The sequence below is a fragment of the Enterobacter sp. E1 genome (assembly GCF_016809815.1).
In the GTDB taxonomy this organism is placed as follows: domain Bacteria; phylum Pseudomonadota; class Gammaproteobacteria; order Enterobacterales; family Enterobacteriaceae; genus Enterobacter; species Enterobacter adelaidei.
Window position 1 is genome coordinate 96,773 of sequence record NZ_JAFBJM010000012.1, and the last position, 14,264, is coordinate 111,036.

Genomic DNA, 14,264 nt, shown 5'->3' on the forward strand with positions numbered 1-14,264 from the left:
AGACTCTACGACTATGGATACCCGTCACCCACCCGTTCGTTTCTCGCAGCGTCTGATCAGCTGGATTGTCTGCGGCCTGATGGTCTGGCAGCCGATGGCACCTGCCGTCGCGGCGGCGCTTACGCCGACCGGGCAAACCACGGTCGATCGGGCGGGGAACGGGGTGCCGGTCGTCAACATTGCTACGCCGAACGGGGCGGGTATTTCGCATAACCAGTTCGGTGAGTATAACGTCGGCAAAGAGGGGCTTATCCTCAACAACGGCACGGACCGTTTAACCCAGACCCAACTCGGCGGGCTTATCCAGAACAACCCCAACCTGCAGGCCGGGCGGGAAGCGAAAGGCATCATCAACGAAGTCACGGGGGCAAACCGCTCCCAACTGCAGGGCTATACGGAAGTCGCCGGCAAGGCGGCAAACGTCATGGTGGCCAACCCGTACGGCATCACCTGTAACGGGTGCGGATTTATCAACACCCCGAACGTCACCCTGACCACGGGGAAACCGCAGTTCGACGCCAGCGGTAACCTGCAGGCGCTGGAGGTGACGAAAGGCGCCATCACGGTTGAAGGCCAGGGGCTGGATGCCAGTAAAAGTGACGCGCTGACGCTGATTGCGCGCGCGACGGAAGTGAACGCCGCGATACATGCGAACGACCTGACGGTAACGGCAGGGGCGAACCGCGTGGGCGCAGACGGCAGCGTCAAACCGATTGCCGGTGAGGGCGCCGCGCCCGTGGTGGCCGTGGATACCGGCGCGCTCGGCGGGATGTATGCCAACCGTATCCGCCTGGTCTCCAGCGAGACGGGCGTGGGGGTGAACCTCGGCAACCTCACCGCGCGCCAGGGCGATATTCAGCTGGACGCGGGCGGGAAACTGACGGTCACCAACAGCCTGGCCAGCGGCTCGATTACCGCGAATGGCGCGGGAGTGGTCCTCAACGGCAGCCATCAGGCCGGGGGCGCGCTGAATGTAACCAGCTCGCAGGATGTGGAACTCAATAACAGCACGCTCGCCAGCCAGGGCGATATGCGCCTTTCCGCTGCGGGGAAAGTGCAGACGACGGGCGGCGGGACAAACAGCGCGGGCGCGCTGTCGGTGAGCAGCGGGCAGGGGATGACGCTCAGCAATACCTCCCTGGTCTCCCGCAGCGCGGCGACGCTGGACAGTAAAGATACCCTGATCGTCAACGGCGGCGGCGTGTCGGCACAGGGCGGGGCGCTAACCGTCACGAGCAATCAGGGAATGGCGCTTTCGGATGCGACGCTGACGGGTCAGGCCGACACCACGCTGTCCACCGACGGCAGCCTGACGCAGCGCGGCGGCAGCGTCACCAGCAAAGGCGCGCTCAGCGTGGCGGCCGGGAAGGATATCGCGCTGACGAATACCCGCAGCGGTAGCGATACCCGCGCGACGCTCAGCAGCGGCGGTACGCTGACATCCACGGCCAGTGCGGTCTCGGCAGGAGATAATCTGGCCCTGAGCGGCGGACAGCTGGTGATGGACGGCCAGAGCCGGGCCGATGCCACGGGCGATGTCCGCCTGACGGGCAGCACCGTCAGTAGCCAGGGGCAGGTGAATGCAGGGCGCGACATTGCGCTCTCCGGCAACAGTGTGTCCAACAGCGGCCAGCTGGCGGCGAAAGGCCACCTTGACGTGAACGCAGGAGAGCTGACAAACGGCGGCACGGTGCAGGGTAATGACGTCACCCTGAAGGGGCAGACGGTTACCAATAGCGGCACCTTGCAGAGTGTCGGCAACCTGGCGTTAAGCGCCGGAACCCTGGAGCAGCGGGGCACGCTGAGCGCGAAAGGCAATGCAAACGTCACGGTGCAGCAGACCCTGCGTAACGGCGGCAGCCTGCTGGCTGACGGCGCGATGAGCGTGACGGCAGACGCGCTTGAACAGAATGGCACCCTTTCCGGCGCGACGGCGCTGACGGCGCAGGCCGGTACTCTGACCAGCGGTCAGGCGTCCCATACCACCAGCCAGGGTAACGTACAGATTACCGCGACCCGCAGCGCCAGCCTGAACGGGCAGACGGACGCGGCGGGGGCAGTCACCGTCAGTACCGGCGACCTGACCACTGGCCAGGATGCGCATCTGCAGAGCGGGCAGGGGCTCACTCTGCAGGCGCAGAATGCCGCGCTGAACGGCACGCAGGCGGCGAAGGGCGCCCTGTCGGTGACGGCGGGCGCGATTGCGCATACCGGGAAATCCACCGGTAACGCGCTGAGTTTTAACGCGACCGGCGACCTGAACAGCGGCGGAGAGCTTACCGCCAGCGCCATCGCGCTCAGCGGACAGAACATCCTCCAGTCCGGCGTCGCAAAAGCGGACCGCATGACCCTGACGGCTCCTGAACGCATCACCAACAGCGGTACGCTGGTTGCCGGTACGCTGGCGCTGGACGGTGCGGCGGTGGAGAACAGCGGGCTGCTGCAGGGGACCACCCTGCTCGGCCTGAAGACCGGGTTACTCACAAACCTCGCGGGCGGATCGGTCTACAGCACGCAGGATTTAACGCTGAACGTCCCAACGCTGGCTAACAGCGGGCTTATCACCACCGACGGCGCGCTGCGCCTCCGGGGCGACACGCTGACAAACCAGGGCGAAATCAACGGCGTCAGCCTGAGCAGCGACTACCTCAGCCTGACCAACACCGATACCGGACGCCTGCTGGCGGACGACCGGCTCACCCTGAACGGCACTGCGTTTACTAATGCGGGCAATATTGCGGCCAGCGACCTGCACATCACGGCGGACAGCCTGCAGAACCAGGGCACCGTCGAGGGGGACTTGGCGCTGACGCTCGGCGTAACAGACCTCACTAACCGTGGCGCGCTGCGCAGCAGCGGAACGCTGACGCTCGGCGGTGAAACGCTTGGCAACAGCGGCGAGCTCAGCGCCACCGCGCTGCTGCTGAACCTGACCCGCCAGGCCAGCAACGATGCCGACGGGCGGGTGATTGCCCGGGACGGCCTGACGCTGACCGCCGCCAGCCTGACGAACAGCGGGCTGATGGCCGGTACCAACGCGCAGTTTAACAGCGCGTCGGTGACCAACGGCGGCACGCTGCAGGGGACACATTCCCTGACGGCGACCGGGGCACAGCTCAGCAACCAGCAGGGGGGCATGCTACTCTCCGGCGGCGCGCTCGACCTGCACCACACCACCCTGAACAACGCCGGGCTGCTGCAGGGCAACACCCTGAACCTCGCTACCGGCGAGTGGATTAATACAGGTAACGCGCTGGGGGAAACGGGCGTGACGGCGGCGGTGACCGGCACGCTGACCAACAGCGGTAAGGTGCTCAGCCAGCAGGCGCTGGACGTCCAGGCCGACAGAACCGATAACCGGGGCCAGCTGCTGGCGAAAGTACTGACCCTGCGGGGTGACCTGCAGAACAGCGGCCTGCTTCAGGGCAGCAGCACGCTGGCCTGGTCCGGGAACACCTTCGCGAACCAGGCTCAGGGGCAGGTGACGGGTGGCGAAACCCTGACCCTGAGCGGACAAACCCTCAGCAACGCGGGCAGCCTTCAGGCGCGTAGCGCGACGCTTGAGGCAGGGAGCCTGAATAACCAGGGCAGCGTTCAGACGCTGGACGGCCTGACCCTTTCCACGACCGGCAGGCTGGATAACACAGGCGCACTGCTCAGCCAGAACCTGTTTACGCTGACGGCGGCGCAGCTGTTCAACGACGGCCAGCTGGCCGGGAAAGCCCTCACGGTGAAGGCTGCGCAGCTGAACAACACCGGGATTCTTCAGGGCAACGACACGCTGGCGCTGACCACCCGCGCGCTGAGCAACGGCGCCACCGGGCAACTGGTGAGCGGCAGCCCTCTGGATTTATCCCTCGACACGCTCGATAACGCTGGTCTGCTGCTGGTGAACGGCGGGTTCACCCTGCGGGGCAGCGACCTGACGAACCGGGGCGATATTCAGGCGCAGAGCCTGGATTTGGGCCTGAGCAAGGCCCTGACCAATACGGGGAACATCGTTGCCACCGAAGATGCTGCACTTAACGCAACGACGCTGACCAGCAGCGGCACGGTGGCGGGCAAAACGCTGACAGCAGGCGGTACTGAGCTGCGCAACAGCGGCCTGATGCAGGGCAGCAACGCGGTTAACGTCACCGCCGACCGCTTTATCAACGAGCTGAACGGTAAATGGCTCTCCGGCGGCGGCTTCACGCTGACCGGCGGACAGCTGACGAACGCCGGTACGCTGCAGGGCGCCACGTTGGGCATGACCGGCACCGCCCTCACCAACAGCGGCACGGTAAACGGGCAGACGGGACTCAGCGGCACGCTCAGTGGGGCGTTAACCAATACCGGGCTGCTGCAGAGCGGCGGCACGACCACCTTCACCGCGGACACCCTGGCGAACCCGGGGCGCATCACGGGCGGTACGCTGTCCCTCACTGCCCGCGATATGAACAACGGCGGGCTGATGCAGGGAACGAACGGTCTGGCGCTCACCGGCACCACGCTGACCACGGGCGCGACCTCGCGCACCCTCTCCGGCGGCATGCTGACGCTGGATGCAGGCCAGCTGACCACGCAGGGCACGCTGCAGGGGAACGGCGCGGACATCAGCGCCAGCGACTGGACGCACGGCGGGTCTCTGCTCAGCCAGGGAACGCTGACGGCCACGACCGGCGGCACGCTGACCTCAACCGGCTCGCTGATGAGCCAGGGCAGGGCGGATATCACCGCACAGACGCTGGATAACCGCGGGCAGCTCCTCAGCGAGGGCGATGTGACGCTCGGCGGCAGCACGCTTAAAAACAGCGGCACCGTGCAGGGGAACACCCTCGCGCTGCGTCAGAGCAGCATTAACAACCAGGGCACCTTAACCGGTCTGCAGAGCCTGACCGTTCAGGGGCAGCAGCGGCTGATGGCGCGCATGGCGATGGCCGCGCCGCAGCAGGAGCTGATCAACGACGCAGGCGGTAAGCTTCTCACCCAGGGTACTCTGACGATTGCGTCCGGGGCAGTGACCAACGCCGGCAGCTGGCAGGCACAGAACATCCTGCTTAACGCCCGGTCGCTCACCAACAGCGGCGCGGTGCAGAGCGCCGACGCGCTGCAGATGACGCTGGCAGACACGCTCACCGGGACCGCAGGCAGCAGGATCACCGCGCTGGGTGCGGCAACGCTGCAGGCCGCAACGCTGGCGAACCAGGGGCAGTGGGCGGCGAAAAACCTGACGCTGACAGGCGGCACGCTCAGCAACAGCGGCGCCATCAGCGGCGTGAATGGCCTGACCCTCAGCCAGACCGGCGCAGTCAGCCAGCAGTCTGGCGGCACCCTGCTGTCCGGCGGGGCGCTGAACGTCACGGCGGCCTCCGTCACCAGCGACGGCAAAATGCAGGGGGGCACGCTCGGCATCACCACCGGGGCGCTCACCAACAGCGGACGTCTGCAGGGCGATAACGGCGCGACGCTGGCCCTAAGCGGGACGCTGACCAACAATAGCGGGGGCGAAATCGTCAGCCGCGATGCGCTGACGCTGACCACGCCCACGCTGTTTAACTACGGCCTGATCCAGGGCGGCGGCGAGACGCGCGTGACCGCCTCCTCCCAGGCGCGTAACGACGGCAGGCTCCTCTCCGGTGCGCGCCTGACGCTCGGCACGCCGCAGTTCACCGGCACCGGCTGGCTGCAGGCCACCGACCTGATCCTGAATGCGGCAAACGCCACCAACGGCGGCACGTGGGTGGCCGATCGCGCCACCCTGACCGGCACCAACTTCGCCAGCCAGGGCACCACCCAGGCGGGACAGCTGACGGTTAACTACAGCCAGCTGAACAACAGCGGCACGCTGCTCGGCAACACGCAGCTGAATATTGGCGCGGACCAGGTAACCCAGAGTGCGGGCGGCAAACTGCTGAGCGGCGGCAACCTGTGGCTGCAGAGCCGGGGGCTGGACCTTACCGGCCAGCTGGTGTCCCTGGGGGACTTAACGCTGCAGCTGACGAACGCGTTTACCAGCCGAACCGCCGTGGCGGCAGGCAGAACCCTGACCATCAACAGCGGCGGCGACATCGATAACCGCAGCGTGCTGCAGGGGCAGGCGGTGAACCTGAACGCGGGCGGGCAGCTCAGCAACAACGGACAAATCACCACCGGCGGCAGCTCGAGTACGCTCTCCGGCAGCAGCGTGGCGCTGAACGCCGCGGGTTCGGTGCAGGGCGGAGGTGACATCACCGTTGCCAGCCGGAGCAATATTACCGTGGACGGCTTCACCGGCACGCGCGGCTCGCTGACCCTGAGCGCGCCGGGTTCCATCGTCAACACCGCGCTGCTGTACGCGGCGAATAACCTGGCGCTGTTTGCCGACAGCATCACCAACCAGCGCGGCGACATCATGGCGGGGAACAACCTGTGGATGCAGCGGGATGCGGCGGGGAATGCCAACAGCCAGGTGGTGAATACGTCGGGGAATATTGAGACGCAGAATGGTGATATTGGGATCAGAACGGGGCATTTGCTGAATGAACGTGATGGACTGAATATCAGTAGCTATGAAAATAAATACTCGAATGCTTTACCCGACACGTCTAAGTATCTGAGCCGTGTTTATTATGTGAAAGATAAGCCGGATTTTGAAATTAGCCTGGAGGAATGGAAGAACAATGGAGAGCAGGTTGTTTATCATTCATGGCAAAATTGCACGGGAGCAATGAATGAACACTGTCGTGATGTAATCGAATATCGTCTGTCTGGCGAAGATACCAGACGATTTATTCTTAGTGATTCCGTCGTTCAGGTTTCAGCTAACGGGGGTGCGGCTCGCATTGCCGCTGGGCGCGATATTAATATTAATGCTGGCTCAATGGAAAACAAAGCTAGCAATATCCTTGCAGGACGGGATATAGCACTCTCCGGTTCAACTTTAAATAACCTTTCCGCAGAAGGTGGGCGTAAAGTTGAATATGTTGAGGCAAATTATCGTTGTGAATGGTTCTACCAGGATTGTGGTAGTGATTATTGGCAACCATTGGAGAAGCTTAGTAATAATAAATGGTATTGGTGGGATGAAGATGAATTAAAATACCGCAGTTATGTTCCTTATCGGTTAGGTGAACATAAGACGGAATTTACTACTGATGGAGCTGCATACCGCGCCGTCATCCAGGCGGGCGGTAACGTCACAGCAAACTTCACCAGTAACATCAGCAACACCAATACCACTGCGAACGCGGGCGGCGTTAGCAACGTCATCTCCACCCCGTCGCTGAACACCCTCAGCAACCAGAGTGTCGGCAGCGGCGTACAAAAACAGGGGCTGAGCAATACCGGCACCGTGGCGGTGAACTCGCCGCAGTGGAACGATCAGCTCCAGGGTGCGCTGCAGCAGCTTAACGGCGGCGGCGTGCTGGAAAACGGCGGCGCGTCCGGCACGCCTCTCAGCAACATTGGCACCAAGCAGAAAGGCAACGCGAACCTCGGCCAGCTGGGCGCACTGGCGAATGCCGGGGTCACCACCGCCGATCTACGAACTGCTCAGGGCGGTGCCGTCGGGCATTATCAGGGTCAGCGCGTCGATACCAGCGCTTACCCGCTGCCGTCGGGCAACAACGGCTATTTCGTCTTCTCCGATAACCCGAAAAGCCCGTACCTGATCGGCATCAACCCGAAACTGAACGGTCTCGGACAGCTTGATCCCGCCCTGTTTGCCGACCTGAATGCGATGCTCGGGGTCAAACCGTCGTCCACGGCGCCGCAGGAGACGCGGCTGGCGTTTACCGATGAGAAGCAGTTCCTCGGCTCGTCTTACATGCTCGGCCGCCTCAACCTGAACCCGGATTACGATTACCGTTTCCTCGGTGATGCGGCGTTCGATACCCGCTATGTCTCCAACGTGGTGCTCAACCAGACCGGTAACCGCTACCTGAACGGCATCGGCTCCGATCTGGATCAGATGCGCTATCTGATGGACAACGCCGCCGCGGCGCAGCAGTCGCTGGGCCTGCAGTTTGGCGTCTCGCTGACCGCCGATCAGATTGCCGCACTCGATCACAGCCTGCTGTGGTGGGAGAAAGCCACCGTCAACGGCGAAACCGTGATGGTGCCGAAACTCTACCTGTCGCCGAAGGACGTCACCGTCAATAACGGCAGCGTGATCGCGGGTAACAACGTTACCCTGAAGGGCGGCGACATCACCAACAGCGGCAGCTCGCTGCTGGCGAAAAACAGCCTGACGCTCGACAGCCAGAACAGCATCAGCAACCTCAACAACGGCCTGATGAAAGCGGGCGGCGACCTGAACCTGAGCGCCATTGGCGATATCAATAACATCAGTTCCACCATCAGCGGCAAAACGGTCGCGCTGGAGAGCCTGGACGGCAGCATCAACAACCTGACCCAGGTTGAGCAGATTGATATCAACGCCGGAGGGAAGTACGGCAAGATCGGCCTGAAAGACACCCTGCTGGGCAACACTGCGTCCATTACCGCGCAGGATGGCCTGTCGCTTGAGGCGGGGAAAAACATCACCGTTACCGGGGCGAACCTGTCCTCCGGCGGCGATATGCTGCTGAACGCGTGGGGCGATATTGCCGTCAACGCGAATCAGATCAACGACGCATTCAGCTCCAGCCGGGCGAAAACCAGCCGTTCGTCCGTCACGTATCAGGGAAGTAACGTCACCGCGGGCGGCAACCTGCTGGTGAATGCCGGGCACAATCTTGACGTGACCGCCAGCGACCTGAAGGCGGGCGGCAGCGTGGGGCTGAGCGCGGGCAACGATCTCAATCTGAACGCGGCACAGACCAGCGAAAGCAGCCGAAAAGGGAAAAGCGAGTCCCACAGCACCGGGCTCGACCGCACCACGATTTCCGCAGGCGATAACCTGGTGCTGAAGGCCGGGCAGGATATCAACGCTCAGGCCGCCGCGCTGGCGGCGGAGAAAAGTGTAGGGCTGCAGGCGGGTCGCGACGTGAATCTGGCGGCGGAAGAGACCACGCAAGGCGACAGCTATAAGTCAGGCAAGAAAACCGTCATCAACGAATCGGTACGCCAGCAGGGAACCGAGATCGCCAGCGGGGCGAATACTCAAATCCTCGCCGGACGCGATGTCACCACCGAAGCCGCGCAGGTGACGGCGAAGGGCGATATCGGCGTGGCGGCAGGCCGCGACGTCAGTCTCAATACCGCAACCGAAAGCGATTATCACTACAAAGAGCAGACCAAAACCAAAAAAGGGTTCCTGAGCAAGAAAACCACCCACACTATCGAGGAGAACAGCGCGACGCGTGAATCCGGCTCATTGCTGAGCGGCGACAACGTGCAGGTGGTGGCGGGCAATAACCTGCAGGTGTTCGGTTCCGCCGTGGCGGGCGATGGCGACGTGAAGCTTAAGGCGGGCAACAACGTCGATATCGTGGCAGCCACGAACAGCGACACCTCCTGGCGCTTTAAGGAAGAGAAAAAATCCGGCCTGATGGGCTCGGGCGGGATTGGTTTTACCATCGGCAGCAGTAAAAGCACCCAGGATCTCCGTGAGAAGGGCACCACCCAGAGCCAGAGCTTTAGTACAGTGGGCTCGACGGGGGGGAGCGTAGATATCGCCGCCGGTAATCAGCTGCATGTCGGCGGCGCGGATCTGGTGGCTGGCAAAAATATGGCGCTCACCGGCGACAGCGTGACGATCGAGCCGGGCCACGACAGGCTCACCAGCGATCAAACCTTCAGGCAGAAAAGCAGTGGCCTGACGATTGCCCTCTCCGGCGCGGTGGGTGACGCGGTGAATACTGCGGCCAGCACGGCAATGGCGGTGAAAGACCAGAGCGATGGTCGTCTCGCCGCACTGCAGGCGACCAAAGCGGCGCTATCGGGTGTCCAGGCCGTGCAGGCCAACCGTCTCGCTGAAGCGGCTAACGGCAGCGATCCCACCAACAATGGCGCGTTTGGCGTGATGGCCTCCATTGGCGGACAGTCCTCTAAATCCACCTCACACTCGGAGCAGGACAAAACGACCGGCAGCACGCTGAATGCCGGGGGTAACCTCGCCATCACGGCGACAGGTCAGGGCAATGCTGCCAACAGCGGTGATATAACCGTGGCGGGCAGTCAGCTGAAGGCTGGCAAGGATCTGACGCTCAATGCGGCTCAGGACATCAACCTGAAGAGTGCAGCCGACACGAACAAACTGACGGGCAGTAACTCCAGCAAGGGTGGCTCAATCGGGATCGGTATTACCGCCGGTCCGAATGGCGCGGGTATCACCGTCTCTGCCAGCGTAAACGCCGCCAGAGGCAGCGAAAAAGGCAATGGAACCTCCTGGAACGAAACGACGCTGGATGCCGGACAGAACGTCAGCCTGACCAGCGGCCGCGATACGGTGCTTAAAGGCGCGCAGGTCAACGGCGATAAGGTCACGGCGGATGTCGGGCGCGACCTGACCCTCAGCAGCCTGCAGGATAGCGACAAATACAACAGCAAACAGCAGAGCATGAATGCGGGTGCAAGCTACACCTGGGGAGCGGGCGGCGGTAGCGGCAGCTTTAGCGTCAGCCGCGATAAGATGAAGAGCAACTACGACTCGGTGCAGGAGCAGACCGGGATCTTCGCAGGCAAAGGCGGCTTTGATATTAACGTTGGCAACCATACGCAGCTGGACGGTGCGGTGATTGCCAGCCGTGCTGATGCAGACAAAAACCGCCTTGAGACCGGCACGCTGGGCTTTACGGACCTCAACAATAAGGCGGAGTATAAGGTTGAGCATCAGGGTGTGGGCTTCAGTACTGGCGGCGGGGTTGCGGGTAATCTGGTTAGCAACATGGCCAGCACAATGCTGGCAGGAATGGGCGGCAGCGGCCATGCTGAAGGGACCACGCAGTCAGCGGTAGCCGATGGTGCTATCATTGTTCGCGACCAGGCTAACCAGAAGCAGGACGTCAGCACGCTCAGCCGTGACACTGACCATGCCAACGGCAGCATCGGCCCGATCTTTAACAAAGAGAAAGAGCAGAAACGCCTGCAAACCGCGCAGATGATTGGCGATATCGGCAATCAGGTTGCGGATATTGCGCGCACCAACGGCAAGATTGCGGCCACGGAAGCGGCCAACGAGAAGATGAAAACCGCTGGCGGCGATGCGCGTAACGCCGCCATCAGCCAGCTGAAAAAAGACGGTAAAGAGGTTACCGATCAGGCGATTCATGACCAGATGTACCAGACCTTTTATAACGAAGCGTTTAACCAGTCTGGTATGGGTACGGGGCAGAGCACCCAGCGGGCCATCACGGCAGCAACGGCAGCGGTTCAGGCGCTGGCAGGCGGAGACATTAAAGCCGCGATTGCGGGCGCTTCCGCGCCGTATATTGCCAATGCCATCGCAAATGCCATTCCGGATACGGACCTTAAGGGACGTGTGCTGGCCCATGCGGTTGTCAACGCCGCGCTTGCAGCGGCTTCCGGCAGAGATGCGGCGTCCGCCGCAGCGGGTGCGGCGGTGGGCGAGCTTGTCGGTAAAATTGCGGTAGACAAGCTGGCCGGTAAGATTGCGGTTGACGGTTTTGGCAAACCGGTCAGCGAACTGAGCGAGGAAGATAAACAGACGGTATCTGCGCTGGCGACACTGGCTTCTGGCCTGGCTGGCGGGCTTGTCGGAGACAGCAGCGCGAATGCGGTAGCGGCGGCTCAGGCGGGCAAGACGACGGTTGAGAATAACACGCTGAGTGATGTACTGGACGCGGTATCTCAGAATAAGACACCTCAGCAGGTTGCAAAAGAGCGCGTCGAAGCTGAAAACGAACGCTATAAGAAAGAAAACTGCGTAGGGATGAGCGCAGAAGCGTGCTCGGTGAAAATGTACACTCAGCGTCAGGCAGAACTGAAAGATATTTTGTCGACGGGTTCAGATTTTGTGCCGGTAGTCGGGGATATCAAAAGTTTTGCGGAAGCACACAGTGCGCTTGATTATCTTGCCGCTACCATCGGGATTATACCGGGTGCAGGCGATGTTGCTGGTAAAGCCATCAAGGGTGCCGAAAAGGCGCTAAAAGCGGGTGATCTTGAAACCGCATCTAAGCTTCTCAACAAAGCCAGCACTGAAATTCAGATCGTTAAGGCACTTGATGTTGACTCACTCAAAGTCCTCAAGAAAGGGGCCGTGGTTGGGGATGGATTAGAACATGATCATATTCCATCTTTTGCAGCATTAAGAAAAGCAAAGGAAAATGAGTTAGGCAGAAAACTGACGCCAAAAGAAGAAAATACTTTATATCAAAATGCCACTGCTGTAGAAGTGCCTAAAGATGTTCATCGAGCGGGGCCTACTTATGGTGGAAAGAATACACCAGAACAAGTTCAACAAGATGCACTTGATCTTTGTGGTGCGATATGTAGGGATACAGATGCGCTGAGAGGTAACATGATAGAGCGTGGATATGATCCCAAGCAGGTTGATGACGCAATAAAACAGATTATTGATAGAAATCGTCAGACTGGAGTGATTAAGTGATGTTGATGTGGAATGATTTTGTCGAAATGTTAGGCTGCCAGAAGATGGATGAAAGATTCATCCATCTTTCTCAAGAATTTAATGAATTACCTAAACGTGATGAAAGTATTTTAGGTGATAGAGAATATTATTCATTCATCGGTTCAGGTATATTATTTTTATTGGATAATGGGATGGTGGACCAAATTAGTTTTTACATTGAGGCTGATGAAGGATTTTCAGAATATAAAGGTGATTTACCATTGTCTTATGGTTGTTCTGAGTCTGAGGTTATTCATCATTTTGGAGTGCCTTCATCTTTAGGGGGGGGGGCGGAAGATGCGCTTCTTGGTTATATGAATCGCTGGATAAAATATGAGGAAAAGAGTTATGCAATGCATCTGCAGTTCAATAAATATGATAAATTATGCAGAGTGACGCTTATGAGATAATTTCTTCTCATGAGTATAGAACTTTTTTCTGAGGAATAAGTTATTTTGTGACAATTTTAGTTGATTGGTAAAATTAACCATATTATCCCTCTCGGTTGAAGAGGGTACGCTGAGGTAAAAATTGTCGACCAGAAGACTCGGCAGACCGAAAATTGATAACAGATTGAAAATTCTGGCGGCCATTTTAGTTTTGGGGTTAAGCTACCCCAGCCTCTCCACCCGCGTCTCCCCCTCCTCCATCGACAGCTGATACAGCGAAAACGATCGCTGCTTCTCAGTCAACTTTGCCAGCTCCGGCGAGTGGCTGGTGAGCCAGATCTGCGAGTAGCGGCTGGCCTCGGCAATTAAGCTTGCCAGGGTAGGCAGCATCTGCGGGTGCAGGCTGTTTTCCGGTTCGTTCAACGCGATAAACGCCGGTGGACGTGGGCTTAACAGCGCCACGTCAGGTACAGAAAGCGCAGGGTGCCGTCGAAGAACTCCGCCGGTGTTGTCGCCGTAAAACGCGTAGCCGGGGAAGGTGTGGTCAAGGATACGTAGCAGCTTTAGCGGCAGCGGCCATGCCAACGGCAGCATCGGCCCGATCTTTAACAAAGAGAAAGAGCAGAAACGCCTGCAAACCGCGCAGATGATTGGCGATATCGGCAATCAGGTTGCGGATATTGCGCGCACCAACGGCAAGATTGCGGCCACGGAAGCGGCCAACGAGAAGATGAAAACCGCTGGCGGCAGAGATGCGGCGTCCGCCGCAGCGGGTGCAGCGGTGGGTGAGCTGGCTGGTAAGATTGCGGTTGACGGTTTTGGCAAACAGGTCAGCGAACTGAGCGAGGAAGAAAAACAGACGGTATCCGGCTTCAACGTTGTACGACACCATGACGGCGGTTCACACGACTGCGGCGATTGGTGGTGCTGTTTATGGGATGACGGAAACAGGCTCTGCTATTGCTCAGGCTGATCGTATTAAAGGTAATATTGCAGCCAGTCAGCAAGCACGCGAGTCATCGAACTTTGCAATTCACTCAGCAAAATCTGACCAATTGCAATGGGGCTACACAGCCGATGGTTGGAATATGGGAGGCTTAAAAGCGGGTGATAAAGTATTTGGCGGCCTCCCTGGTCAATCAGCATACTATACAAATGAGTCTACCTTAGTGAACTCAGGACTTAGTCGTGACTCATTATTTAAGAGCTTGCAGGTTTCTCCGCATCCTGAGTTTGGCTATAGACCTAAAATGGGTGTTTACGAAGTAATGAATGATATAGAAATCCCGATGGGTACGGTAAGCCAAAATCTATTATTGGGTCCCGGGGGAGGAACGCAATTTTCATAAAGGATTATAACGCCAACCTTAAACTTATTG

General features: G+C 59.8%; 4 protein-coding genes and 1 pseudogene. 3 read left to right on the forward strand and 2 right to left on the reverse strand.

Going from position 1 to position 14,264, the window contains the following annotated elements; translation table 11 throughout:
- The first annotated feature begins 13 nt into the window (after positions 1–13).
- Complete coding sequence (gene cdiA, locus JGF26_RS20880) at positions 14–12,475, forward strand: contact-dependent inhibition toxin CdiA (RefSeq protein WP_238934322.1); 12,462 nt, start codon at positions 14–16, stop codon at positions 12,473–12,475.
- Positions 12,472–12,906 carry a hypothetical protein gene (locus tag JGF26_RS20885; RefSeq protein ID WP_275296361.1) on the forward strand — a complete coding sequence of 145 codons (435 nt, stop codon included), beginning with the start codon at positions 12,472–12,474 and terminating at the stop codon, positions 12,904–12,906. Before cdiA ends, JGF26_RS20885 begins: the two co-directional genes overlap by 4 nt.
- Positions 12,907–13,107: 201 nt before the next feature.
- On the opposite strand, the pseudogene JGF26_RS20890 reads toward JGF26_RS20885, so the two are convergent.
- Together JGF26_RS20890 and JGF26_RS20895 are read right to left on the reverse strand one after the other, a co-directional pair.
- Positions 13,108–13,452: pseudogene (locus JGF26_RS20890) on the reverse strand (AAA family ATPase); the annotation flags it as partial.
- Positions 13,430–13,777, reverse strand: coding sequence for a hypothetical protein (locus tag JGF26_RS20895; RefSeq protein WP_167587222.1), 348 nt, complete (start codon positions 13,775–13,777; stop codon positions 13,430–13,432). The pseudogene JGF26_RS20890 and the gene JGF26_RS20895, both read right to left, overlap by 23 nt.
- Here JGF26_RS20895 and JGF26_RS20900 point away from each other — a divergent pair.
- A complete protein-coding gene (locus JGF26_RS20900) occupies positions 13,776–14,234 on the forward strand; it encodes a hypothetical protein (RefSeq protein ID WP_167587220.1) in 459 nt (152 codons plus the stop codon). The genes JGF26_RS20895 and JGF26_RS20900 overlap by 2 nt on opposite strands.
- Positions 14,235–14,264: the final 30 nt, after the last annotated feature.

Bases quoted from the DNA above. Each gene is read 5' to 3' on its own strand.
- cdiA (WP_238934322.1), top strand. From the start codon at position 14: ATGGATACCCGTCACCCACCCGTTCGTTTCTCGCAGCGTCTGATCAGC.
- JGF26_RS20900 (WP_167587220.1), top strand. From the start codon at position 13,776: ATGACGGCGGTTCACACGACTGCGGCGATTGGTGGTGCTGTTTATGGG.
- JGF26_RS20895 (WP_167587222.1), bottom strand. From the start codon at position 13,777: ATGGTGTCGTACAACGTTGAAGCCGGATACCGTCTGTTTTTCTTCCTC.